This is a genomic window from Ureibacillus manganicus DSM 26584 (assembly GCF_000772945.1).
In the GTDB taxonomy this organism is placed as follows: domain Bacteria; phylum Bacillota; class Bacilli; order Bacillales_A; family Planococcaceae; genus Ureibacillus; species Ureibacillus manganicus.
The window spans coordinates 1-23,386 of the sequence record NZ_JPVN01000008.1; the positions used below are offsets into that span (position 1 = coordinate 1).

Annotated in this window: 18 protein-coding genes; 16 read left to right on the forward strand and 2 right to left on the reverse strand. The window is 35.1% G+C overall.

Annotated features, from left to right (window positions below):
- The first annotated feature begins 739 nt into the window (after nt 1-739).
- A complete protein-coding gene (locus CD29_RS07675) occupies nt 740-1,600 on the forward strand; it encodes an alpha/beta fold hydrolase (protein ID WP_052124058.1) in 861 nt (286 codons plus the stop codon).
- 557 nt (nt 1,601-2,157) lie between these two features.
- Here CD29_RS07675 and CD29_RS07680 read toward each other — a convergent pair.
- A complete protein-coding gene (locus CD29_RS07680; RefSeq protein ID WP_036185009.1) occupies nt 2,158-3,786 on the reverse strand; it encodes a PucR family transcriptional regulator in 1,629 nt (542 codons plus the stop codon).
- A gap of 191 nt (nt 3,787-3,977) precedes the next feature.
- Between CD29_RS07680 and CD29_RS07685 the strand changes: the two genes are divergently transcribed.
- From CD29_RS07685 to CD29_RS19645, 4 genes are all read left to right on the forward strand, one after another.
- Nucleotides 3,978-4,856 carry an isocitrate lyase/PEP mutase family protein gene (locus CD29_RS07685; protein WP_036185014.1) on the forward strand — a complete coding sequence of 293 codons (879 nt, stop codon included), beginning with the start codon at nt 3,978-3,980 and terminating at the stop codon, nt 4,854-4,856.
- 193 nt (nt 4,857-5,049) lie between these two features.
- On the forward strand, nt 5,050-6,378 hold the full coding sequence (locus CD29_RS07690; protein ID WP_036185352.1) for a sodium/glutamate symporter: 1,329 nt from the start codon (nt 5,050-5,052) through the stop codon (nt 6,376-6,378).
- A 126-nt stretch (nt 6,379-6,504) separates the two neighbouring features.
- Entirely contained in the window at nt 6,505-7,893 is a 1,389-nt protein-coding gene (locus tag CD29_RS19640) for an MmgE/PrpD family protein (RefSeq protein WP_052124060.1), read from the forward strand.
- Between the two features lie 64 nt (nt 7,894-7,957).
- On the forward strand, nt 7,958-8,770 hold the full coding sequence (locus tag CD29_RS19645; RefSeq protein WP_052124061.1) for an HpcH/HpaI aldolase family protein: 813 nt from the start codon (nt 7,958-7,960) through the stop codon (nt 8,768-8,770).
- Nucleotides 8,771-9,468: 698 nt separating this feature from the next.
- On the opposite strand, the gene CD29_RS07705 is transcribed toward CD29_RS19645, so the two are convergent.
- Entirely contained in the window at nt 9,469-10,575 is a 1,107-nt protein-coding gene (locus tag CD29_RS07705; RefSeq protein ID WP_036185017.1) for a type I restriction endonuclease, read from the reverse strand.
- Between the two features lie 327 nt (nt 10,576-10,902).
- Between CD29_RS07705 and CD29_RS07710 the strand changes: the two genes are divergently transcribed.
- The 11 genes from CD29_RS07710 (at nt 10,903) to CD29_RS19655 (ending at nt 23,300) form a co-directional block, all read left to right on the forward strand.
- Nucleotides 10,903-11,310, forward strand: a complete 408-nt coding sequence (locus CD29_RS07710; protein WP_036185018.1) for an ORF6N domain-containing protein — start codon at nt 10,903-10,905, stop codon at nt 11,308-11,310.
- Entirely contained in the window at nt 11,307-12,218 is a 912-nt protein-coding gene (locus CD29_RS19650) for a conserved phage C-terminal domain-containing protein (protein WP_052124063.1), read from the forward strand. The genes CD29_RS07710 and CD29_RS19650 overlap by 4 nt, the downstream gene beginning before the upstream one ends.
- Before the next feature lie 18 nt (nt 12,219-12,236).
- On the forward strand, nt 12,237-13,574 hold the full coding sequence (locus tag CD29_RS07720; protein WP_036185020.1) for a replicative DNA helicase: 1,338 nt from the start codon (nt 12,237-12,239) through the stop codon (nt 13,572-13,574).
- Nucleotides 13,575-13,631: 57 nt separating this feature from the next.
- Nucleotides 13,632-14,120 carry a hypothetical protein gene (locus tag CD29_RS07725; protein WP_140422901.1) on the forward strand — a complete coding sequence of 163 codons (489 nt, stop codon included), beginning with the start codon at nt 13,632-13,634 and terminating at the stop codon, nt 14,118-14,120.
- A 125-nt stretch (nt 14,121-14,245) separates the two neighbouring features.
- Nucleotides 14,246-14,809, forward strand: coding sequence for a hypothetical protein (locus tag CD29_RS07730; protein WP_036185024.1), 564 nt, complete (start codon nt 14,246-14,248; stop codon nt 14,807-14,809).
- A gap of 18 nt (nt 14,810-14,827) precedes the next feature.
- Nucleotides 14,828-15,025 carry a hypothetical protein gene (locus tag CD29_RS07735; protein ID WP_036185026.1) on the forward strand — a complete coding sequence of 66 codons (198 nt, stop codon included), beginning with the start codon at nt 14,828-14,830 and terminating at the stop codon, nt 15,023-15,025.
- 74 nt (nt 15,026-15,099) lie between these two features.
- Nucleotides 15,100-15,243 carry a hypothetical protein gene (locus CD29_RS20205; protein ID WP_156111878.1) on the forward strand — a complete coding sequence of 48 codons (144 nt, stop codon included), beginning with the start codon at nt 15,100-15,102 and terminating at the stop codon, nt 15,241-15,243.
- Nucleotides 15,244-15,655: 412 nt separating this feature from the next.
- A complete protein-coding gene (locus tag CD29_RS07740; protein WP_036185028.1) occupies nt 15,656-16,666 on the forward strand; it encodes a Wadjet anti-phage system protein JetD domain-containing protein in 1,011 nt (336 codons plus the stop codon).
- Entirely contained in the window at nt 16,651-18,168 is a 1,518-nt protein-coding gene (locus CD29_RS07745) for a hypothetical protein (protein WP_036185031.1), read from the forward strand. The genes CD29_RS07740 and CD29_RS07745 overlap by 16 nt, the downstream gene beginning before the upstream one ends.
- Entirely contained in the window at nt 18,158-18,901 is a 744-nt protein-coding gene (locus CD29_RS07750; protein ID WP_036185034.1) for a DUF6063 family protein, read from the forward strand. Before CD29_RS07745 ends, CD29_RS07750 begins: the two co-directional genes overlap by 11 nt.
- Nucleotides 18,888-23,300, forward strand: a complete 4,413-nt coding sequence (locus tag CD29_RS19655; protein WP_052124064.1) for a coiled-coil domain-containing protein — start codon at nt 18,888-18,890, stop codon at nt 23,298-23,300. The genes CD29_RS07750 and CD29_RS19655 overlap by 14 nt, the downstream gene beginning before the upstream one ends.
- Nucleotides 23,301-23,386 lie beyond the last annotated feature (86 nt).

Sequence of the window (23,386 nt, forward strand, 5' to 3'; positions counted from 1 at the left end):
AAGGTCTTCAAAATGAAAAGCATTTTGATGACCTTTTGTCGACAATCTGAAATGCCCACCTCACAGGTGGGCATTTTATTGCTTACACGGGGATAAAAAATATAGATGTGTAATTCTACATGTTGACCCTGGTAATTCAACTTTCATAAACGGAAAACTACCTAAAAATAAGTTCAACAACCATTATATTTAGACATAAAAGAAATGAGAAATATTTTATTGAAAAAACATGAAGAGTTTAACTCTTTTGAAGTAATTGATTGGAATACAAATGATAAATATTAAAAGAGTTGATAGGGAAACAGTTTGAAAGATCCTTAGCTAATAAATGAGAATAATTGTAGCGTATACATATGAAAATGGGGTGGTTATATTGAGCAAACAAATGAATTATGAACAAAATGATAAATTACTATGGAGCAATGAACGGAAGGGGGAGGGTTATAACTTGAAAAATTATCACTTAAGAGTAGTACGCAACCGTCTTATGATACGAGAAGCGTTCGGTGAATTACTAGAGCACAAAAATTATAACGAGATTAAATGAGGCTCTAGCGCGGTTGGTATGTAGTAAAGCTAGAACCAACAAAACAACTGAAAATTATGAACAATTTACTAATAATTTTAACTGTTTCTAAAACTTATATAAGTAAAAATTTATTTATCAATATATCTACCATTAGTAATGTGATAGTGTTATTTATAGGACTATCTAAGAATGACTAAGGAGAATATTATATTGAATTTTACAGCTAGAGATTCCGATTTACTTGGCCAAACACAACAACAATTATATTACGAAGTGATTCCTAATCTGACTAGTAAAGAATGGATAGTATTCTTTCATGGTCTTGGTGGAAACTGTAGTATTTTCAAAAAACAAATTCCACTCTTTAAGGAAAAATACAATCTGCTATTAATTGATTTACCAGGACATGGTGAATCAAATGATCTATCGAAAAAAGAAACTAGTACATTACTAGCTACAAGTCATCTAGTAATAGATATATTAAATAAAGAAAACATAGAGACTGCCCATTTTGTAGGAGTGTCATTAGGGACAATTTTGATGCAGTACATAGCAATCCATTATCCAAAAAGAATAAAATCTATGGTTTTAGCAGGTGCTGTTGCAAAATGGAGAACATGGGGAGAAATTATTGGTAGACCCACTTTAATGAAAGGTGTACGAAATCTCCTTCCATATAAGGTACCATATGTGGCTTTTGCCTTTATCTTAATGCCTAAGAGTAATCACAAGACTTCTAGAAAGATTTTTATAAGAGAAGCAAAGAAATTAAGCAAAAAAGCCTACCATCGCTGGGCACTTGTCGCAAGAGACGCTTACAAATTATACAATCAGCTAAAGGGTTTAAATAATAAAATTCCGAAATTATATATCAGTGGGAATGAAGACCACATGTTCCTAAAGGGAATTAACGCATATGTAAAAAATGAAGAATTTTCGGAGTTACATCTCATTGATAAGTGTGGACATGTGTGTAATATTGAGAAGCCAGTTGAATTTAATGAAGTTACATTAGAGTTTATACATAAGCATGCTGCTGCTGATCAGGTTTTGTATAAAAAGATTGTCTAAAATAGATTGGTTGAATTAGAGGCATTGATCTCCTAAAAAGAAGGGGAAATCAGGTCAATCATCCAGTCTGGTGAATGAATAATGAATAGCCGCTCATCCGTGCCTGCACACTCAAGGATGGGTTGTTTTTTTTGAAGTGACCTTATAGGAGACGTTCTTGAGAAAACCATAAAATTCTTGTATAATAAAGGTAGAAATTACGTAAAGTAAAAAAGACTACCGGATGCACCAACATCAAGTAGTCAAATATAATAGTCGGTCCCTACAAGGGGATTGGCCAAATAAGGTATAGTAACCCATCTAAGGCTGTCAACTCAAGGATGGGTTATTTTTTATGATTTGACGTAAGTACCGTTACAATTAATGTTGCAAATGTAACGTAAACATTAATGCATCAAATACTGTCAAAAGTGGCCCACACGATGTGGGTCATGCGGGTGTTTCCACAGGAAGTGGCGTTCTTAGTCTGCCCTCCCTTAAAAAGGAGTGAGGCAGCCACCATTATTTTTCATCTGCATAAAATACCTTAAATATTGTGAAATCTATTATTATCAAATCTAAGTAGCGAGTGCCTCGAGGTCAAGTGCAACCTGAACCCAAAACTGAGATCTAGATGTAGATAGACGGCATTGTAAAAGTTCTTCAATTTTTTCAATTCGATAACGTAATGTATTGCGATGGATATGTAGAATTTCAGAGGTTTTTTCTCTATTAAAGTTATTTAATGCAAGACACTTTAATGTTTCGTAAAAAACCTCTCCACGTTCAGTGAAAAATTCGGCTGGAAGAATCGCTTTACGTAGTTCAATCGCTTGATGACGATTAAATCCTTGATAAAGAAGCATTTCTCGACGTAATTCATCTGAGAAATATACACCTTCCTTATAGCAAATGGTCTTAACTATGGACATTAGAGACTTTATATCGTTATAACTCTGATTCAATGATTTCCATTCTGTTTTAATTCCACCAAACAGAATTGATATATTTGGTATCTGTGTGTTTTCTATTAAGTATGAATGCAGTTCATTCAAATACTGTTTCAATAGAAGATTATCAAAATCTGAAGAGATTAATAGAATCAATTGTTGTTTATAGAACTGACAAAAACCACTTACTTCTTCATTCGCTCCTAGCCAACTTTTGTAGGCATCACGTACTTGGGTTATTTCCTTCGAAGAGATGGATTGATTATTCAAATCTGGAAGGACTATTCCCATTATCCACTGTTTATTATGATAAAACCCCAGATTTCTCAACTTTACATCCGCATCGTTTAAATCGATTTCCGTTTTTTCAATAAGGAATTCCAACATTTCTAATTGTGCTAATTTTTCCTTGGCCTCTAATTGCTTTTGTTGTACAAAAATGTCTATTAATATTGAACTAAAGTATTCAAGAATCAACTGCTGGTTTGATTGATCTTTAGCTTGTCCTAAATTAAGTAGCCAAAGTATACCCCATATTTCGTTACCTATAAGTAATTGAACAGCAACTGAATTTGGAAATTCAGGATTTGATACACGAACTATATTCGGAAACGATTTAATTGATTTTTCTTCAGAGATAGTATTGTTTAGTTGATTAGACATCATTTTTACTTGGCGAGAAGGATTGAAAGGTTCTTGATAATCTACAGGAATTGCAGTTGTTAGGATCTTTTGATCAAATGTCGTTAATATTATAGGGCATTTTAAATAATTTGCTATAAAATCGCAAGTCTCTTTAATATCTGTAAAAGATGTTAATTGTTTAGTAAGGCCGGGGGAGATAGAGTTCATTAATTCATTCTTCCAAAATTGCTTATTCATAATGAGTTGATTAATCGCTTTTGAGATTTTAACAAATGGAACATCAAATGGCATTTCTAAAATGGGTATGTCATGGAACTCACCGAACTCTAATGCAGCAGGAGGACAGTCCTTTAGATAGTGCCCCGTAGCGAAAATGATGCCGGATATTTGGTGATTTAAGAGTGAATGAAGTAGTTTTTCTTCAAGAATTGGATCGTCTGGCCATCCTTTTCCACTCGTTAAGAGAAGCTCTCCACCTTCTAAAAAGTGCCCGATTTTATTGCCCCCCATTATATGTGTCCAACGAATTCTCCGTGACAATCCACCTTGACCGGAACGCACAGTAATACTACTTAATTCTGGTAAAAGTAAAGATTCCTCAACAGTAATCATTAGATTTCCTCCATTGTGCGTAATGTACAAAAGATTTCTAAAATCCATTTCACTTTTGAGCACAATTGTACCATAGATTCAAGTGATTGACGGTGATAAAATGTGAAATAACACAAAATTCAGAAAATGGGGTGGTGATAAAATACGTTTGAACATTACGTTTTACTTTTTGATAGGGGGAAGGAGAGACAATGAAACACCCAGCAATGAAGCTAAAAGAGCTTATTAAAAGTAATAAAATATTAGTAATGCCAGGAGCATACGATGCCTTATCCGCTAGATTGATAGAAAGGGCAGGTTTTGATGCCGTACAGGTTTCAGGGTTCGGCGTTAGTGCATCATATCTAGGAATGACAGACGCAAGTTTTACAAACCTAACAGATATTTTTATGATAACAAGAAATATTGTAAACGCAGTTAACATACCTGTGATGACAGATGCTGATACAGGTTATGGAAATGCAGTAAACACAGCTTGGACAGTTCGCCAATTAGGACTAGCAGGAGCAGCTGGAGTAAACCTTGAAGACCAAGTGTTTCCTAAAATCTGTGGTAATTTGGAGGGAAAAGCTCTCATTTCATTGGATGAAATGGTTGGGAAGATAAAAGCGGCCGTAGATCATAAAGTACATCCAGATTTCATCATTAATGCTAGAACGGATGCAGTTGGTGTTACAAGTGTAGAGGATGCAATTAAACGAGGAAATGCCTATGTAGAGGCAGGAGCAGACATGATTTATATTTCAAGTCCTCCATCAGTGGAAATTATTAAACGCTTAGTAAAAGAAATTAAAGCACCTATTAGTATAAATATGAAAGAAGGTGGGGTAACTCCGGATCTAACCGTAAAAGAATTTGAAGATTTAGGAGTTGCACGTGTAAGTGTACCGTTGACTACTATGTTTGCTGCTGCAAGAGGAATCGAACTCGCACTAGATTATTTGAAGGAAAAAGGCACAGCGGAACATTATGAAGGGCTAATGTCTTTTGAGGAACTGAATGATATTACAGATGAGCAGTTAGTACGAAGTCAAGAGATTAAATATGGGGTACAACGAGAGTCTTTATAGAGAATAAAACAGAAGTAAATCAATAAATTTTCAATAAGGTGGAAGCGTTTTCTTAAATAATATAGAGATATATCCAAAGTCGATAAAGATAATTTTAAAACTAAGTATATCAGGTTAATTAACATCAGTTAGTCTTAACCTTGTTCAAGGGGTGTGTCTTAGACTTTTAAAATGGGGAGAGATGCAATTGGAAATGACATTGAGTAGTTTGCAAGGGGATTTAGTTATTATAGGAGTTTTCTTAATCATTGGCTTTATTCTTAGGGAATTGATAAAGCCATTGCAGAAAATATTCTTACCGGCATCAGTTATTGGAGGTGTAATTGCATTAATTAGTGGACAACAAGTGTTAGGGTGGGTTGAATTACCCAGTTCATTTTCACAATTTTCCGGTGTACTTATTAATATAATTATGACTGCACTCATACTCGGTATTAGCCTAAACTTTGAAAAAGCGAAATCATATATGGATTATACATTAGTTTCGCTTGGTGTATATGGATTACAAGCTGGAGTAGGTATTTTAATTGGTGCTGCTTTTATTATCTTCTGGCCATTGTTACCAGAAGGCTGGGGTGTTATGGGCGTATTCTCATTCTTTGGAGGACATGGAACAGCGGGTGCTGCAGGTGCAGTTTTTGCAGACCTTGGAATTGAAGGTAATCTTGGAATCGGTATGATTTTAGCAACAATAGGTTTAATAAGTGGAGTAGTAATCGGAATGATCATTATAAACTATGGTGTTCGTAAGGGGTGGGCAAAGTATATACAAGATGCTAAGTCACGCCCGAATTGGTTTTACGGTGGGAGCCTACCTAAAGAACAGCAAAAGAGTATAGGGACAGAAAAAGTAACTTCAATGAGTATTAATGGCCTAGCACTTCAATTTGGTTTGATTCTAGTAGCAATGTTCTTGGGTAAAGTTCTAATTCAGTCCCTCACATTAATTTTACCATTTCTCAGTGTATTACCAGAGTTAACTTATGGAATGGTTGGTGCGATGATTATTTGGCCACTCATGGTTTTAACTAAATTAGATGTATATGTTGACAAGAAAACGATAAACAGTATAAATGGTTTATTGTTAGAAATTGTTATTTTAACAGCTATTGCGACAATAAGTATAGAGCTAGCAACAACTTTCTTTGTCCCACTTATGATTTATTCAATAATAATGGTTGTTTTAACAATATTTATTGCACTATATTTCTGTAAAAAGTTTTGTTCAACAGAATGGTTCGAAAAGGCAATGGCGATTTTTGGCGCAGGAACTGGACATGCAGGAGTTGCTCTTATGTTAGTTAGAACAATAGACCCTGATTCCAAAAGTAGTGCAGCAGAAGCATTGGGTGTTGCTTCAGGACTTACGGCATGGCTAAAGTTTTTCGTTGCATTACTTCCGCTTCTGTTACTACAAGGGATGGTATTACCATTAATAATGATGTTTGGAATGGGGATTGTTTCACTCGGTTTAGGATGGTTCCTATTTGCGAGAAGGGGAAGTAAAGGTGTAAAGGCTTAGTCTCAGAAGTAAGAAATATTAGTTAAGAGAATTTTCAACAATATACTTGCACCGTAACTAATACTCATACTTTAGTAGTTACGGTGTTTCTAAAATACTCCAGCAACTAGTAAGGGGGAGCAAAATATGACAGTAGAAATAGGGGGAAATATCGATATTCAACATTCAAGGGTATTATCTAATTTCTTAGCTGAAACACAGTTAGTAGATATTCCTAATGAGGTAGTTGAAAGAGCAAAGCTAACGATAGCAGATACGTTAGGTGTGGCAATTAGTGGGTCAGTTGAGTCTGAAATGCAACAGCTTTATGAAAGGTTACCTAAAGAGGGAGACGTTACTATATTAAAAAGTGGCTTTCCTAAAACTAACGATATCTCTAAGGCAGCCTTAGCAAATGCAACAGCAATCTGTTTTGTTGAGCTAGATGAGGGAACACCGCCAAGTGGGCACCCTGCTTTACATGTTTTGCCGCCAGCTTTAGCTATGTCACAATATTTGGGGAAGTCAGGATCTGAGTTCCTTGAGGCCTTTATTTTAGGTTATGAGGCACATTATAGAGTGCAAAAAGCTACTGAACTACGAGAAGAAGTGTATCCTCATGGTAATACTGGTCATATAGGGGCTGTTGTTGCAATTGGAAAATTACTTGGGTGGGATGCAGAACAATTTCGCCATGGCATTAATATTGCGGCGGGATTACCACTTGGGACATCGTATGACCCTTGTTTGAAGGGCTCTACAATTGCAAGTGTTTTCGCATCCATAGCTGGACCAATTGCTTTTATTGTTAAAGATTTAGTTGAAAGTGGGTTTACAGGATATGATAGTGCATTAAGTGATACATTTGGAAAAATATTGGGGGAAAACTTCAACTCTGAGGTTTTAACAGATCGTTTAGGTATTGATTTTGGAATAATGAATAATCATTTTAAATTTCACGCATCATGTGGTGTCATTCACCCCAGTCTAGAAGCCATCGCAGATGCTTTGAATTTTAGATTACAACATGAAGAATTTCCACCATATAAATCTGAGGTATTACTTAATCCGAATGACATTAAGAGCATCAAAATTAAAGGCAGTAATAAACGGCCTCAAAGGTTGATGTATATAGCTGAGAATAAAAAGTTATCAGCAAAATTTTCTCTGCCTTTTACAGTTGCAACATACTTGATAGCAGGAAACGCAAACATAGAAAGTTTTAATGATGAAGCATTAGCAAATACAAAAGTGAGAATGTTAGAAAAACTAGTAAGTTTAGAAATAGATTCAGATATAAGTTCTAGAAATTTATTAGCAGAGGTATCAATTGAATTAAAAAATGGAGAATTACTAACAGGAAAGTGCGAAAAGATTTACGGACGTATAGGGAATTCTTCGAAAGACATTGACGTATATAACAAATTCATGTCATTAACTAACGGAATTATAAATAATAAAACAAGTAAAGTAATTTGGGATCGTGTTATTAATTTAGAAACAGAAAGTGATATGAGAGAGCTTTTTAAATTGTAGATTGTAGCTTTAACTTAGAATAACCTCTTTAAAACAATGAGGATTTAAAAGGAGGAACTGAACCATGGCGTTTCGCCCTAAACAAAACCGGATTTTAGAAGCTATAAGGAATGGAAGAGTAGCTTTAGGTATGGAGGTTTATACGAGTAATCCATCATTAATAGAGATTATTGGATATGCGGGATTTGATTTTTATAAGTTAGATATGGAGCATACACGGATTAATCCTGAAACAATGGAACATTGTATACGTGCTGCAGATGCGGTTGGGCTTACTACATTAGTCAAAGTTCCTGATTTAAACCCTATAACAATCATGCATGCTATAGAGGCAGGGGCTCAAGCAATCTCCGTTCCTCATATTAAAAATAGGGAAGATGCACGTAAGGCGGTAAGTGCTGTTCGATATCCTCCGGAAGGAAACCTTGGCTCGTGTTCTTCGATTCGCTCCGCCAGTTATTCGACAAAAGGGTGGGATGAATATTTAAAGCATCATTCAAGTGAAACAATGTTAATGGCAGTACTTGAAGACAAGGAAGCCATCGACAATGTAGAAGAAATTTTTGCAGAATTGAAACCTGGTGTAGATGCAGTCTCGTTTGGCCGTGGAGATTTGGCTCAATCGCTTGCAAAACCAGGGGAAGAAGTGGATTGGGATCATCCATTTGTCATGGAGGCATATGAAAAAGTATTAGAAGTTTCAAAGAGGACAGGAATTCCAGTAAACGCAGTTCCCTGGCCAGATGCAACGTTAAGTAATGTCAAAGCAGCAATTGACAAAGGTGCACAAATTTGTCTGTATACAATCGATCAGCTGTTATTCTATGAGGCATGTCAAAATATTGTTAAGGAAATGGAAGGAATACTGAAACGATAAGATTAATATAGCCCACAGGTGAATTAATTACAGTAAAAGAGACCCATCTCAAGGATGGGTTATTCTATTTATATTGGTAAAGTAACCTATCTGAGGCGACAACTCAAAGGTGGGTTATTTTTTATGGTTAAATGAAAATGTTGATACGATTAATGTCGCGAAAGCAACTGCAAATATTGATAGTTAAAGTGGGGTAACTATGTTTAAATAACAAGGTCATTATTGGTTACATTCTTGTTCAAACCATAAACTTCTTGTATAATAAAGGGAGAAATAGCGTAATTTTAAAAAAGACTACCTGATGTTACAGCATCAAGTAGTCAAACATAATAGTCGATCCCTTCAAGGGGGATTGGCCCTTTGGTACAGTAACCCATCGAGCTCTCAACTCAAGGATGGGTTATTTTTTATGGATTGATGAAAGTATTGATACAATCAATGCCGCGAATGCTACTGCAAACATTAATGCTTCATATACTGTCATAGGCCTCACCCCCAATCTAAAAGAGGAGTGAGCCAACCACCCTTGAGTTACCAAACTATTACAATTAAATTATAGCACATATGTTCGTATTTTAGAATTCCGACTATACTACTAATTGTAAAATAGAGTTAGTTTACTAACTTCCAATTTAGAGAGGTAAGTGAATGAAAAAAGCTACTAGTCACGACTAGTAGCTTTTTTATTAAATAAATGATTACGCATATTGCCTAGCAGTTTCAATAATTTGCTCTCTAAAATCTATAAGATCAATCGGTTGTTGGAAATCTATCATCGTACGTTCCTTATCATTTGATGCATTATTTAAAACGATATAGTTTCTGTTTTCATTGAAATACACTCGTAGTATCCATTTCCGAATACTATCATCAATTAATATGTTGAAATAGCTTCGATTGTCACGATAGAATAAGCGATTAGGAGAAATTAAATCTTTTAAGATTACCTTTGCCACAGAATATGTTTCTAATTCTTCAAGGGTTGTATTAATAGCATTTGTTTCATCATTTTCTTTTTCGATTATTTTCTCATTGTCACTAGCCAATTCACCTTTTGGATCAGGTAGAGTTATATTAATCTTACTGTCACCAGTTGACTTTAGAGCTGCATTCAATTTATCATTTACTTTTTCGTTTACAATTTGTTTGAGCCCTTTTGAAATGATAGGTGTGAATTTATCTATAGTGTTTTTTGTTTTTACACCATCATAAATTTTGTTAACGAGAAATCTAATAAAGTCATCTCCAGGATCTTCAAATTGCTCAGATAAATAAAGTTTTAATGCATTTAAATACTTTAATTCCGAAGCTGCACTTGCAATGTTATCAACATCAAACGTTTCTTTTCTAAATTTAGCAATCTCTTGGACATGGCTATCACGTAATTCAAGAATATTGAAGATGAAGAATGGGGTAGCATCCATTTTATTTGACTCTTCTAAATCAGTAAAAAATTTGTATTCCACTCCATTTGTGAGAATTCCAAATTTTGCTGATGTAGTTCCGAAATACCGGAAAAGTTGTGAGTCATGTTTTGTAAGTTTCTCGTTTATACTTTTACATTCAATTAAAATAATAGGTTCTCCGTCCACTAAAATAGCATAGTCCACTTTTTCACCTTTTTTAATTCCTACATCCGCAGTGAATTCAGGACAGAATTCTAATGGATTGAACACATCATATCCTAACAGTTGAAAGAACGGCATTACTATTGCAGTTTTTGTAGCTTCCTCAGTTGTAATTGAATCTCTTAACGTACCACTCCTTTTTGCTAAACTTTTTAGCTGTTCCGTAAATTGCTCCATTATTAACCCCCTAAATTCAGTAATAGGCTCCATTTTGTAAAATTACTTCTAAACTACTAATTTCTCGTTAAATCTTATGGAAAATGTATTCCAATAGTACTTAATTTAGAACAATTCCAAGTCTTTATTTAATCAATCTTCTAACTTTACCTAGGGTTAAGAATAATATTTTCTGATATAAAAATTGAATATCGCTATTTACTTTAGATTGTTTATTTCCTCCCTCAATCTCACCTCCAAAAATTTTTTCCAGCAAAATGTCTCACTTTTAACCTCCCAGACCTATATAAGTAAGTGATAGGACAAAATGCCAAAGGAGAGATGAAGATGGAATATCAGGATTTGTTAGTTGTCACGACTTACCGGTTGGCGGAGACTTTTCAGTGCTCTGCTGAGAAGCTCATTTGGAATTTCCTCCAACACGAAGATCAATTTGTTGAAGGAGTTCATTATTATCAACTGAATGCCCAGGAGCTTGAATCATTGGAGTTGCGATACCCCCAAGAATTTACTGAATGTGTAAGCCCTTTTTTATGGACTTTGGAAGGGATGTACAAGCACGCACAGTTGCTAACGGGGATTGAGGCTTGGCGGGCGTATATGAATTTCGTTTACCTCCACTTTAGTGACTCTGAAGAACTGAAAGAAGCCGTCCACATACTTGAAAATGCTACGAAACAACTAGAGGCCCTTTATATTTACCGTATATGTGAAAAGGAGTGGAATGCACAATGAAAGATAAACTATTGATCCCTGAAGCACCTTTACAAACTTTGCCTACACTTGTTTTGAAACTAGGTCTAAAAGAAGCACTGATTCTACAACAGCTGCATTACCGGCTATTGAGTTCTCCTTATGAAAAAGATGGTTATACATGGTACAAACATACGTACACGGACTGGCAGAAGCAGTTACCGTTCTATTCGGAACGATCGATTAGTCGAGCGATTCTCAACTTAGAAGATGATAACATTATTGTTTCAACCCAAGAATACAATCCATATAAACTCATAAAAACGAAATGGTATCGAATCGATTACGAGAATCTTTACCACTTACTTGGGATTGAATATGACCCGCAAAGTCAAAAGGTAATTAATTTTAACGCAAAAGAAGTATTCCCGTATTACGTTGTAGATGTAGATGGCGTCCACGATTCATTAGATGATCCTGCCAATAACCCGCAAATTGGCAGTACCACTAACACGGGAGAAACGTCGGGTGCATGTCAAAGTGTGTTTACGCTGGATGACACAGATGGTGCATATATAAAAGAAGAATTAAAAGAAGAATATAAAAAAGGTATTGTCGAGAAGAATCTCGACGTTGCGGCTGAAATCATAAATTACTTAAACAAGAAAACAAATCGTAACTACCGATTGAATAGTCACTCTACTAGAAGGTTTATCAATGGCCGATTTAATGACGGTTATAAGTTTGAGGACTTTATAAGTGTCATTGATTTCAAAGTGAAACAATGGCTATATGATCCAAAAATGAATAGCTTCTTACGACCAAGCACATTATTTAGCCCTACAAACTTTGAAAACTACTTAGTTGAGTCACAACAAACTCCAATAAAGCGGAAAAGACGTGAAGTGAAACCAGTTGAATTGGATTTCACTTTAGGCGAGGAAGATTAAACGTTTGGAGGTAAGCGAATGGCTAATCAACTAAACTACGAACTCATGGAAAGAAGTCTTCTAGGAACAATGCTAAACGAAAACTACTTGATCCTAGATACAGATTTAACACCAGATATGTTTCAAACACAGATGCATCGCTCTATTTTTCGGGCGATGCAGCACTTAGCGTACCAGGATAAGCCCGTTGACTACATAACTATTTTGACAATAGTGGAACCAAAAGAAGTAGGGGGAGCCCCGTATTTAGCAAATCTACAAACTTTCGCTGACTCAGAGAAATTCGACGCTTATTACGAAATGGTCCTGAATGCTTGGCGGGAAAGGGAAAAACAAAAACTAGTATTCCAAGCGCAAAGTGGAAACTGGTCCATCGAAGATATACAAAACGCATTGGATCAGCTCCAAACCAACACCACAAGAATAGACACAAGCATTACAAATGATTTAGTAGCCATGTTCCCACTCCCCGAAAAGCCGATGGAAGAAATCGCTGCAGTACGAACGAAGATAAAACAGCTTGACCGCTTGTTAGTTGGATTTAGAAACGGGGAGCTCACCATCGTAGCGGGGAGGCCCTCTATGGGGAAAACAGATGTCATGAACTACTTTGCCTATACCGCGGGAATAGCTGGATTCCTCCCGATCGTGTTTTCACTCGAGATGGACCGCACGATGCTCATCAATCGTCTCGTAGCAACCACAGGTAAAATAAACCGATTAAAAATGCGAGACCCATACAAATATTTCTCAGAAAAACAAAAAGAAAACTGGGTAAATACGCTAACAGAAGTCGATCAAGCAAAAATCCATATCGACGACCGTGCCGGACTAACCGTTAGACAAATCCGTGCACAAGCGAGAAGCATTATCCGGTCTACTCCAGAGCGGAAACCGATTATCTTTATCGATTACTTGCAGATCATTTTCTCAAACGATACGCGCGGAGGAAATCAAACCTACATGATCGGTCAAATCAGCTGGGAACTAAAAAGAATGGCAAAAGAATTTAACTGCCCAGTCGTTTGCCTAGCCCAACTCAATCGAGGCGTAGAAACACGCCAAAACAAACGCCCACTCATGAGTGACCTTCGAGATTCCGGCAATATCGAACAAGACGCAGATGTCATTATCTTGTTGTATCGGGATTCCTATTACGCGGAATTAAAGGAAAAAGCGAGTGAAGAGTACGAATATGAGAGTGAGGAAGCTGATACGCAAGCGTATGTGGATAAAAGGGGAAATGAACCGCTGGAACTCATTGTAGCGAAGAATCGAAATGGCCCTACCGGAAGTGCCGTTGTTAATTATCGTAAAACAACGGGGCAGATTTCGGAACGAGTTGTTGGGACGTAGGGGGCGAGTATTGGTCCTTTGTGATTCTGGAGAATAAAGGAGGAGTAGGTGGAAATAATGAGCCAGTACGAAAACATAAAGGCGTTATACGAAGATGCCATTCTCTATGACGAGCCGTATACAGCGCATCTCATTTACTACCTTCAGAAAAAGGGGGAAATCAATTTACAAGATCCGGTTAGCAAACTCGATGAAATAATGCTTACGGACGCAGAAGAACTAGAGTTGAAAAATCTAAGAATTAAAGATGTGCTTAACATGCGGCCGGTGAAGATTTACGCCATCCAGTGTAGTGAGCGTTCTTATGCATTCTACCTTGCACAAAATGTACTAGATGCAAGGGAACTACATTTCAAACACTATGGCCAGTGGGTGAAAAAGGTGCACTGTTGTTACAATCAGATGATTGATAAGTCTCTCTATTGTCCTGAGGTAAAGCGGTATAAGAATTTTAGGGAGTTAATCGGGGAGGCGGAGGAGTTTCCTTGGTATGTGGGGGAGGTGAATATTCCCAAAGGTACTCATCATAATATAATAATCAAATAATTTAGGGTTCCAACAGATCACAATAGTTTATGTTCTAAATTGTTTTTTTTCGCTATATTTATTGTAAAAATTCAGCGAAGTGGTAATATATTGGTAATTATTATTCTCTATGGAGCATGGATTCAATGGTAAAAAGAATGATCCTTTATCATGGTAATACAGAGAAAGTTATTAATGAAATTATTGAAAAAGGTATGTTATTAGATAAATTTAAATCATTTGGAGACAAGCATTATTTAGGTGATGGATTCTATTTTTACAATGACCCAAAACAAGCAGAGCATTGGGCAAAAATGAAGGTAACACGTAGTAAAAAGTATTTCGGCCAAAACTGGGCAGTTCTAAAATGTTCTGTAACATATGATGGAGAGTACTTTCTTGATCTTGATTTTAGAGAGCAACAAGATTTCTTCTTTAATGAAATGATGCGCCTTGATAAGCAACTTAAAGAGAAGGAACTAGAAATCGATAAATATAGTGATGCTTATTTTTGTAACTATTTATCAAGAATACTTAATTTAGTTATGGTGTCTAAGACATTTGTATATAAAGATAAGCATAATATCTATCCGCCGTTATTTTCAAACAATAAATCATCGCCATATGTTATAACAAGACATTTCAGAACGGAAAAACAGTTTGTTATTAGAGATAAAAGAATTGTTACCCACTTATCAAAAGTAATGTGAAAGATGAGGTGAAAACAATTGAGTAAAATTGTGAAATGGATTAATCGAATGAATGATTATTATGATAATGCAGACGCAACAACGCTGAAATTAGACTTACAAGCTGCTGGATTTAACCACGAAATAGTATCACAGTACTATGATGAAGTTGCATGTACTATTGAAGATCATTCGCTAATAGAAATAGATAATAATGAAATTGCTGTAAAACTATAAATTTTCTAATAAACTTGTATAAAACTTTTACTACTCTTCCATCATGTTAATAAACATGTTGAGGAGTGGAAACATTGTTTAATAAAAAAGAAAAAGAAAATAAGATAAACAACTGGGAAAAGAAAATTGACCAGTACTATAAAAATTCAAATAAAGATAAGTTGAAAGCGGATTTAAAGAAATCTGGTTTTCAAGTAAAGGATAAATCGAAAGACTGAAAACCTTTTGGAAATTTTCATACATCTAGTTAATAGATAATCACGAAGAAATGGAACGAAACTATAACAACTACCCTAACATCAAGTAGTCATTAGAGTTCGTCATTCGGAAGGCTTGGCTCTTTGGATTATATATGTCTAACCCTCCATGTATAACAAACCAAAAGGAGGGGCTATTTTTTTTATGGGCTATTATATTTACTTTTTAAGATAATGCTCACTTGGTAATAAACTCTCAAACGTTTCGTATAGGAATAATTTGTGGATAGTAGCTAGGTAATTGGTAGTATATAATCAAATTAGTAGAGGTAAAAAATAATTTTAAGAATATTATGAGATATCCTTTTATTTATAATAACTCGGCAGTTAATATCTACTAAACATATACTATTGATAATAGGAAGTGGTTTATATGCGTGGTAAAATCTCAAGGTTCAAAAATAGCTTTATAACATTAGATCATTTAGAGCAGTTTGCAGAACATAATATATCATATGAGCAATTCGCCTTAAGTATTTTAGCTCTTGAAGAAGAGGGGGTCCTCGTTGCTGGAAAATCAACACATAGAAATCTCAAAGTCCCATCGTTAGCCTATAAATATCGTATTAATAAAGCTCTATTAAAAAAAGACGTTTATCAAGATATTGAAAAAAAACGATTTAAACTTCATAAACTCCTCATTCTCGATGAATATTTTCACCTACCACCAGAAGTGTGGAAAAATGATTATCCCTATATTGAAAAAATTAATACATATATTGAAACAAATGGTTTACCCAATAATGAAGTTCCTGCCCCTGAACGAAGTCTTGCTTTAGTAGGAGATGAAAAATGGATCCAAGAAAAAGGCGGACAAAAGATATTAGAAAGATTAAATATATGGGATGCACTTCAAATTACTCCTGTTAGTGACCCAGTAGCATTTATTATTAATCCCAAAAAAGTAACCAGTGATAAGCATCTCCATCTTATTGTTGAAAACAAAACAACCTTCGATGGATTGTCGACAGCAATTCTAGATACTCAGTTTACCACACTTATTTACGGACAAGGATACAAAATAACTAGTAGCATTGATTACTTCCATAAACAATTGCCACTGGACCGTGTTCACCATAAGTTCTACTACTTTGGAGATTTAGATTGGGAAGGGATTAAGATTTGGTACAAATTAAGACAAATAATTGATATTCATTTAGCTATTCCTTTTTATGCTGAGTGTATTGATAAAACACCTACGACATTGAAAACAAAACAAAAACCTTCCGAAGAAGCAATAGAGAAATTTCTTAGTTATTTTGACTCAATTCAACAAGAGAAGGTTAATATCACACTTGAAAATAAGAAATATTGGCCACAAGAAGTTCTTTCTTCGAAAGAATTAAAACAAGTTTGGAGGGAATCGAATTGGACACAGAGCTAAGTGAAACCATCGTAAAAGATAGTCGCGAACGTCTGAAACGTGTATTATTATTCGAACCACTTTTTGAACTAGACCGGAGAACTTTTAAGGATTTACATGAAAAACGAGTAGATCTACGTAGTTTTGGTTTATATGTATTACTATATTTTTTTGAAATGAAGCTAATACGTGAAAAACATATTGGTGTAATTGAAATTGCGCAATTTCTGAAAAGTATAAGTAAGGACACTTATGCTTTATCTGATTCGCAGTTAGAAGAAATCGTAAAAATAATTTTAGCAGTATTTAGACCAACCGGTGGGCAAAGAAAATCATATTCATTTTATAATTTTGAATTACAAACGGAGGATTCGATTGATTTCCATTATATAAAAACAAACGATTTTGATATTCAAACAAACCGACAATACTATGCACTTGATGATGACGGCTTGGAACTAGTGTTTGCAACAAAAGAGTATTTCCAGGAGTTTCAGTTATCCATTCACCAATTGATGCTGCGCAAACTTCTAGAAAAGGGAGAATTTGTTGGTGCCTTACGTCAAATTAATGAAATGCGTATGGATGTTGAAACGATTCATGAAAGAATGAATAAAATCGAACATGAAATTAAGCGTAATGTTGTTTCCATTGAAACGCAAAACAAGTTTATGAAAGTAATTGAAGATCGAAATTTCCGTTTAAATCGAGAGAATGAAGAATTTGAAGAACTTCACCAATTTGTCTATGAAACTAAACAAAACTACTATAACTTAGCAGATGAAACCCAGGAAGCCCGTGCATTTGAAATTCTTTTAAAAGTTGAGAAGGCTTTGCACCAAGTACACCACCAACACCAGCAATTATTAAATAAAAGCCTGCAGTTAAAAACACAAGTCCTACAATCGGCAGAAGAAGCTTTGTACTATATCGGTGTAAATTCTTTTAACTTTGATAATGAGGTGACATCCAAAATCGTGAGCACACCATATCCTCTTGAGTCTATGAAAGGGATTATGGCACCTTTCCTACCATTAGGACAGTTTAACACTTGGTCACTTCTCACAGTGTTCTCACCTCAATCATGGAGCGAGACAGAAGATGGACACACGAGTAAAACATTTGAAAAAATAATAGATGAAAAACAACAAGAACAATATGCTAGAATTATCCGAACTTACTATAAAGAAATTTTCCAAGATATGATGACTGCTTTTGAACCTGAATCTGAATGGACATTGAAGGAATGGATTGAAAAACTTCAATCTAGCAATGATCATCGCCTACTACAACGCCGATTTTATGATTTTTTCATCCTATGTCATCAAAAAAGCCCTGTTACTTCACAAATTGAGGTGCAATCAGAGGAATCCCTGCATTTACTTGCCGAGGTGATGGAACTACTACACGGAAGAACATTGATATGTAAAGAACTTCCTGATCGAATTCAAGTTAATGAGCGATTTGAAATTCAAAATATGCAATTTTCTTTAGTTAAGGAGGTAGCCCCAATTGAGATTTGATAGTCAAGAAGTAGAGCAAGCATTTGAACTATACCGTGAACTAGCGTTAAAAGGTGTCATTTCGGGAGATAAAGCAAATACGTATAAGGTGAATGAGGCCATCTATACATTAACGAACCAATTTGTAGATAAATTAGACGCAGATTGTATTACTGTTGGACATGAAGTTCATTTAATCCCTAGAACAAAACTATCTCCATTTCACATTAGTAACGAATATATTAAACGTCAATTTTTAGGGTCAAAATCATCGAACAGTGATATTTACTTAATGTATTTATGCAGCATTGTGCTAATTGGAAGTTTTTATAATAGCTATCAATCGACAGAACCAACGATAGAATTTATGACCTATGAAGTGTGGGTTCAGCAAGTAAACGATCGGATTGAAAGTTTAAAGAGACACGATCAAGAACAATTAGAGAAACTAGAAAAAGAGTACTCATACAGATGGTCTGCCATTATTGAAAAGTGGGAAACATTAGATGAATTAAAAGAATCCGCCTCTAGGCAAACAGGTCGGACAATGAGTAGATTAAGTTTCATCGATACAGTCAGACGTTTTTTACAAGAGTACGATTTAGTAGAATTCATAGGCCAAAATGAAGTGTCACTAACAGAAAAGACAAAGGTCATTGTTGGTAGGTACTTTATGGAACGTGAATTCAATAGGGGAATACTAGAATTCTTATATGGATTTGAGGAACAGGAGGATACACATGCCAGCTATTAGTAAAATTCGTCTAACAAATGTTGTTTACGAGAATGGACAAAAGCGCTATCACGATGAAGTTTTCTTATTTGATGGTTTGAATGGTGCCTTAGTTCTTGAAAATGGGGGAGGTAAAACTGTTTTCATCCAAACTGTTGTACAAGCTGTCATTCCTCATGCGACAGTTGCAGACCGGGACATTAAAGATACATTGTACTTAGAAGAAAGCCCTGCTCATATTGCGATAGAATGGATTATCAATGAAAACCCTAGGCGTTATATCGTAACAGCAGTTACTTTACATAAGAAACAAAATGGAATCGATTCCTTACGCTATGTGTATGAGTATGGAGAAAACGATGCACAAAGTATCACTGAAATTCCCTTTGTTCAAAAAACAGCACAAGGTATCCGACCAAGTGATCGCGGTGAAATGGCGGATTATTATGCATATATGGAGAAAAGCAATAGCTTAAATGCTAAAACGTTCTCAAAATCTATTAAAAGCTTTACAAATTATATAGAAAATCACTATCAAATCATCCATTCCGAATGGGAAAATATTATTAAGATTAACGGTGGAGAAGGAGATGTTGAGAAATTCTTTGATAAATGTAGTAAAACCGATGATCTAGTTAATCGTCTCTTAATACCTTCAATTGAAAATGCGATGGATGGCTTTAAAGAACATGGATTTGCGGAAACTTTCGAGAATCGACGGGCAGAGTTCAAAAAATACAAGGCGTTGAAAGAAACGATTGAACAATCCAAACAACTAAATCAAGAACTAAAAATCTATGTTGATTATTTCCGTAAAGTGGATGAAAAAGAACAAACCTATAACGAAGTTCGACAACATGCTAAGGGGTATATGCATTTATTAGCAGAGGAAATGAATGAAATAACTGGACAACTTACTTCTTTAGAGGAACAATGGCAACGATATAATCAGGATATGGAAGATTGGGAAAGAAAAAGTGCATCACTTGATATTATAAAGCAACGAAGAAAGTGGAAAGAGTACGCGGATAAGGAACAGTTGCTGCATGCACAGCTACTTGAATTACAGGATAGAATCGAGAAGAATCGCCAACTTTACTTTTCTCTTATGTATGCACAACATCGTGAGACTTCTAATCTTGAAAAAGCACAATTGACTCTAGTAGAGCAACAACTAGCTGAAATTGAGAAAACAAAAGATGTAGCTGATCTTCAAAGTCAACTGAACGTATTAAGTGGAAATATTCAATATGCCTTTTCTGTACAAAAACAACAACTTGATGAGCAAATATACAATTTATCGTATGAGCAACAACTAGTAGGTGAAAAGAAAACCCTGCTGGAAAAACAACAAGATACAAATGATGCAGAAATAGAAAAAGAACTTCAACAGCGAACAAAATCACAAACAGCACTTGATTATACACATAACCAAATGAAGGATATTAAATCTAGACTTGTAGCACGAGACGAAGAATCCATCGAGCAACTTTTAGAAGATTGGGTTTTGGAATCTGAAAAACTTGATCTAGAGAATGTGAATCTAAGCGGACGCCTTAAAAAAATTAAAGAACTTCAAAATGAATACAATCAACAAGTATTAGAGATAGAGAAGGACCATTCTGCTGAAGAATTAACAAAGGCGCGGATTGAGCAACAATTAGAACATATCACAAAACAAGAAAAGGTCTTATTAGCGCAAATGGCGACTTTGCGTGGGAATTGGAGTCATATTCAGTCAATTTATGAACGCGAGCAATCCTTTGTTGAACAAATAACAAGTCAAATTGAAAGACTTGAAAAGGAAAAAGAGGTAAAACTCATTCAAGAAAGAAGAACGAAGCGATTTATCGATGATTACGAACAGCAAGAGAGCTTCTTTGCAGATCCATTAATTGAAAGGAAAATAACAGATTGGGCACAGAATTTTTATGTTACTTCTGGGATTGAATTTATTCAGCAACATGAAAGTGAACTAAAAGGGAACAACTATCCATTTTGGGCATCGACTCTAATTACAAACGAAAAAGATAAAAACGCCCTAATTGATAAAGTAAAATCGATTCAGCATGAACTAACGTTACCAATCTATATTTTATCCTTAGATGAGGCGCGGCAAGTAGGAAATGATTTCTTACCACAAAATGCCGTCATTGTCCCTACTGGGTGGACTGACTATCAACAACAATCTGTTTTTCTTGAATATAAAAGAGAAATACAAGAAATCGCTATCCAAAGGGAAAATGAACGTAAAGGTACTGAAAAGGATTTACGTTCTTGGCAACAGGTATATCATTCCTTGAAGGAGTTTTTAGAGAAATATCCGTTTTCTTTGTTTAAGGAAACAGAGGAACAATTATTTACAATCAATCAAAGAATTGAAAACTATAAATACGAAAAAAGAAAAATTGCTAGCGAATTAGAAAAGCTAAAGATGGAATACGAAGCAAAACAGTCAACCTTTGCTACAAACACTTCTAAATACCAAGACTTAGTAAACAACCGCATTCCACAAGCAAATCAGTATATTCAGCTGTCTAGAAATATACCGATTCTCGACAATGAAGTGAAGCAATGTGAATCGAAAATACAACTATTAAAAGAAGTAAAGAACAACATATTAGAGGAACTTCAAAAGCTGATCGGTCAAATGGATGAATACAACCAAAGAATTATACAATTGCAAAATCAGAAAAAGTATCAAATTGAAGAAAATGCCCTTTATAAACAAACGGAATCTGTTCCACCTACTGAAAATAGCGAAAATCTAGAAGTCTTAAAACATCACTTCAAAACTATAGAAGATCAAATTAAACAAATACAAACGTCTCGTGGAGAACTATTGGAACGCCTCAAAAACTGCTTAGAAAAAATTGAGGCAGCAAAAGTAGCGATGAACGAACAATTAGAAGAATGGCCAAATCTAGACACAAAATACGCATTTCCTATAGATGGATTACAACAAATCTCGTCTCTACGTAAGATCTATTTAACGCTAATCCGTGAACAAAAAGAATTGAATGACACACATAATGCAGCCCAGGTGGCGGTTAACACAGAACAACGAATATTAGACCAATTGCAAGCACATTTTGTAGAAAGGTTTAAAGAACTGTGGGAATTCGAAGGGGATCTGGATGTTGCTTTGGTACAGTTAAAACAGCAAAAGCAAACACTTCAAAAAGAAGCCCGCTTTATTAAAGACCGAGAAAAACAATTAATCGAACAACAGGAACTATGCAAAAGTGTTGAGAAACTATTTGACCAATATTCGAGGGTTCATAGATTATTAGATCCAATGTTGATCCCTCTACCGTTAACAGAAACAGAGCAAAGTGACTATTTGTATAATAAACTCGCACTCACAAACAAACTAATGAACCAGTTGGAACAAGCACAACAACAATACAATAAAGCGCTAAATGTTTTGGCAGATGCCAAAGATCAGTTTATTGGATTTGCTGAAAAAAATGTGATAGATCCTACACTTCGTAAAACAACGATTGATGGAGTAAAAATGAAACAAACATTTGCTGAAATATTAGAACATGACCAACACATGAGTGAACGGATTGAAAATGTCATACAATTGGCTGAAAACACGATGCGTGATCATGATAAAGAGTTACAGCAATTTATTACGTATATTCACATGCATATAAGAAAATTACGTGATGATTTACATGAGCTACAGAAAAAAACAAAGGTAAAAGTAGAAAACGAGACAAAATATATTTACAAAATTGATGTACCAGACTGGGACGATGAAATCGCAAAAGAAAGAATTCAGGAGTATATTGATTGGATATTAAGTAAACTCGAAACTGTACATTATATAGATGAGACAGGAAAAGAGGATAGTGCAAAGGTTCAAAGGTTTTTACACGATTCCTTCAAAACAGTTCCTATTTTGCGAGTTGTAATGGGTAATCAATCAATAAAAGTAAAATGTCGTAAAGTGAAAAGTGCAACACACATTTCCAATACTTTTTATACGTGGGAAGAGTCGAATCGATGGTCAGGCGGAGAAAAGTGGAGTAAAAATATGGCTTTATTTTTAGGTTTGTTAAACTTCATAGCTGAAAAAAGCCAAAAGCTTGCAAAGAGTATGAAACGAAATCGAACAGTAATATTAGACAATCCTTTTGGTAAAGCATCAAGTGATCACGTATTAAGCCCAGTCTTTTTCATCGCAGACCAACTAGGATTCCAACTGATTACGTTAACTGCCCATGCAGAAGGAAAGTTCTTAAGCGATTATTTCCCAATTGTTTATAGTTGTCGTTTGAAATTCTTAGAAGGACAATCAAAACAAGTTTTAACAAAAGAGAAGATACTGCAAAAGGCATACTTACGTGACCATGCACCAGAAAGTCTGGAACGTTTAGGTGAAAGGCAGCAATTGGTGTTGTTTGAATGATTGAATGTATTTTATGGTTAATAGAGTGAAAGATATTGCCCTAAGAACGCAATATTATGATTTGTACAAAAATAAAATGACATTCT

Excerpts from the sequence above, each read along its gene's own strand:
- CD29_RS07680 (WP_036185009.1), bottom strand. The coding sequence starts at position 3,786 with ATGATTACTGTTGAGGAATCTTTACTTTTACCAGAATTAAGTAGTATT.
- CD29_RS07685 (WP_036185014.1), top strand. The coding sequence starts at position 3,978 with ATGAAACACCCAGCAATGAAGCTAAAAGAGCTTATTAAAAGTAATAAA.
- CD29_RS07690 (WP_036185352.1), top strand. The coding sequence starts at position 5,050 with ATGACATTGAGTAGTTTGCAAGGGGATTTAGTTATTATAGGAGTTTTC.
- CD29_RS19640 (WP_052124060.1), top strand. The coding sequence starts at position 6,505 with ATGACAGTAGAAATAGGGGGAAATATCGATATTCAACATTCAAGGGTA.
- CD29_RS19645 (WP_052124061.1), top strand. The coding sequence starts at position 7,958 with ATGGCGTTTCGCCCTAAACAAAACCGGATTTTAGAAGCTATAAGGAAT.
- CD29_RS07705 (WP_036185017.1), bottom strand. The coding sequence starts at position 10,575 with ATGGAGCAATTTACGGAACAGCTAAAAAGTTTAGCAAAAAGGAGTGGT.
- CD29_RS07710 (WP_036185018.1), top strand. The coding sequence starts at position 10,903 with ATGGAATATCAGGATTTGTTAGTTGTCACGACTTACCGGTTGGCGGAG.
- CD29_RS19650 (WP_052124063.1), top strand. The coding sequence starts at position 11,307 with ATGAAAGATAAACTATTGATCCCTGAAGCACCTTTACAAACTTTGCCT.
- CD29_RS07720 (WP_036185020.1), top strand. The coding sequence starts at position 12,237 with ATGGCTAATCAACTAAACTACGAACTCATGGAAAGAAGTCTTCTAGGA.
- CD29_RS07725 (WP_140422901.1), top strand. The coding sequence starts at position 13,632 with ATGAGCCAGTACGAAAACATAAAGGCGTTATACGAAGATGCCATTCTC.
- CD29_RS07730 (WP_036185024.1), top strand. The coding sequence starts at position 14,246 with ATGGTAAAAAGAATGATCCTTTATCATGGTAATACAGAGAAAGTTATT.
- CD29_RS07740 (WP_036185028.1), top strand. The coding sequence starts at position 15,656 with ATGCGTGGTAAAATCTCAAGGTTCAAAAATAGCTTTATAACATTAGAT.
- CD29_RS19655 (WP_052124064.1), top strand. The coding sequence starts at position 18,888 with ATGCCAGCTATTAGTAAAATTCGTCTAACAAATGTTGTTTACGAGAAT.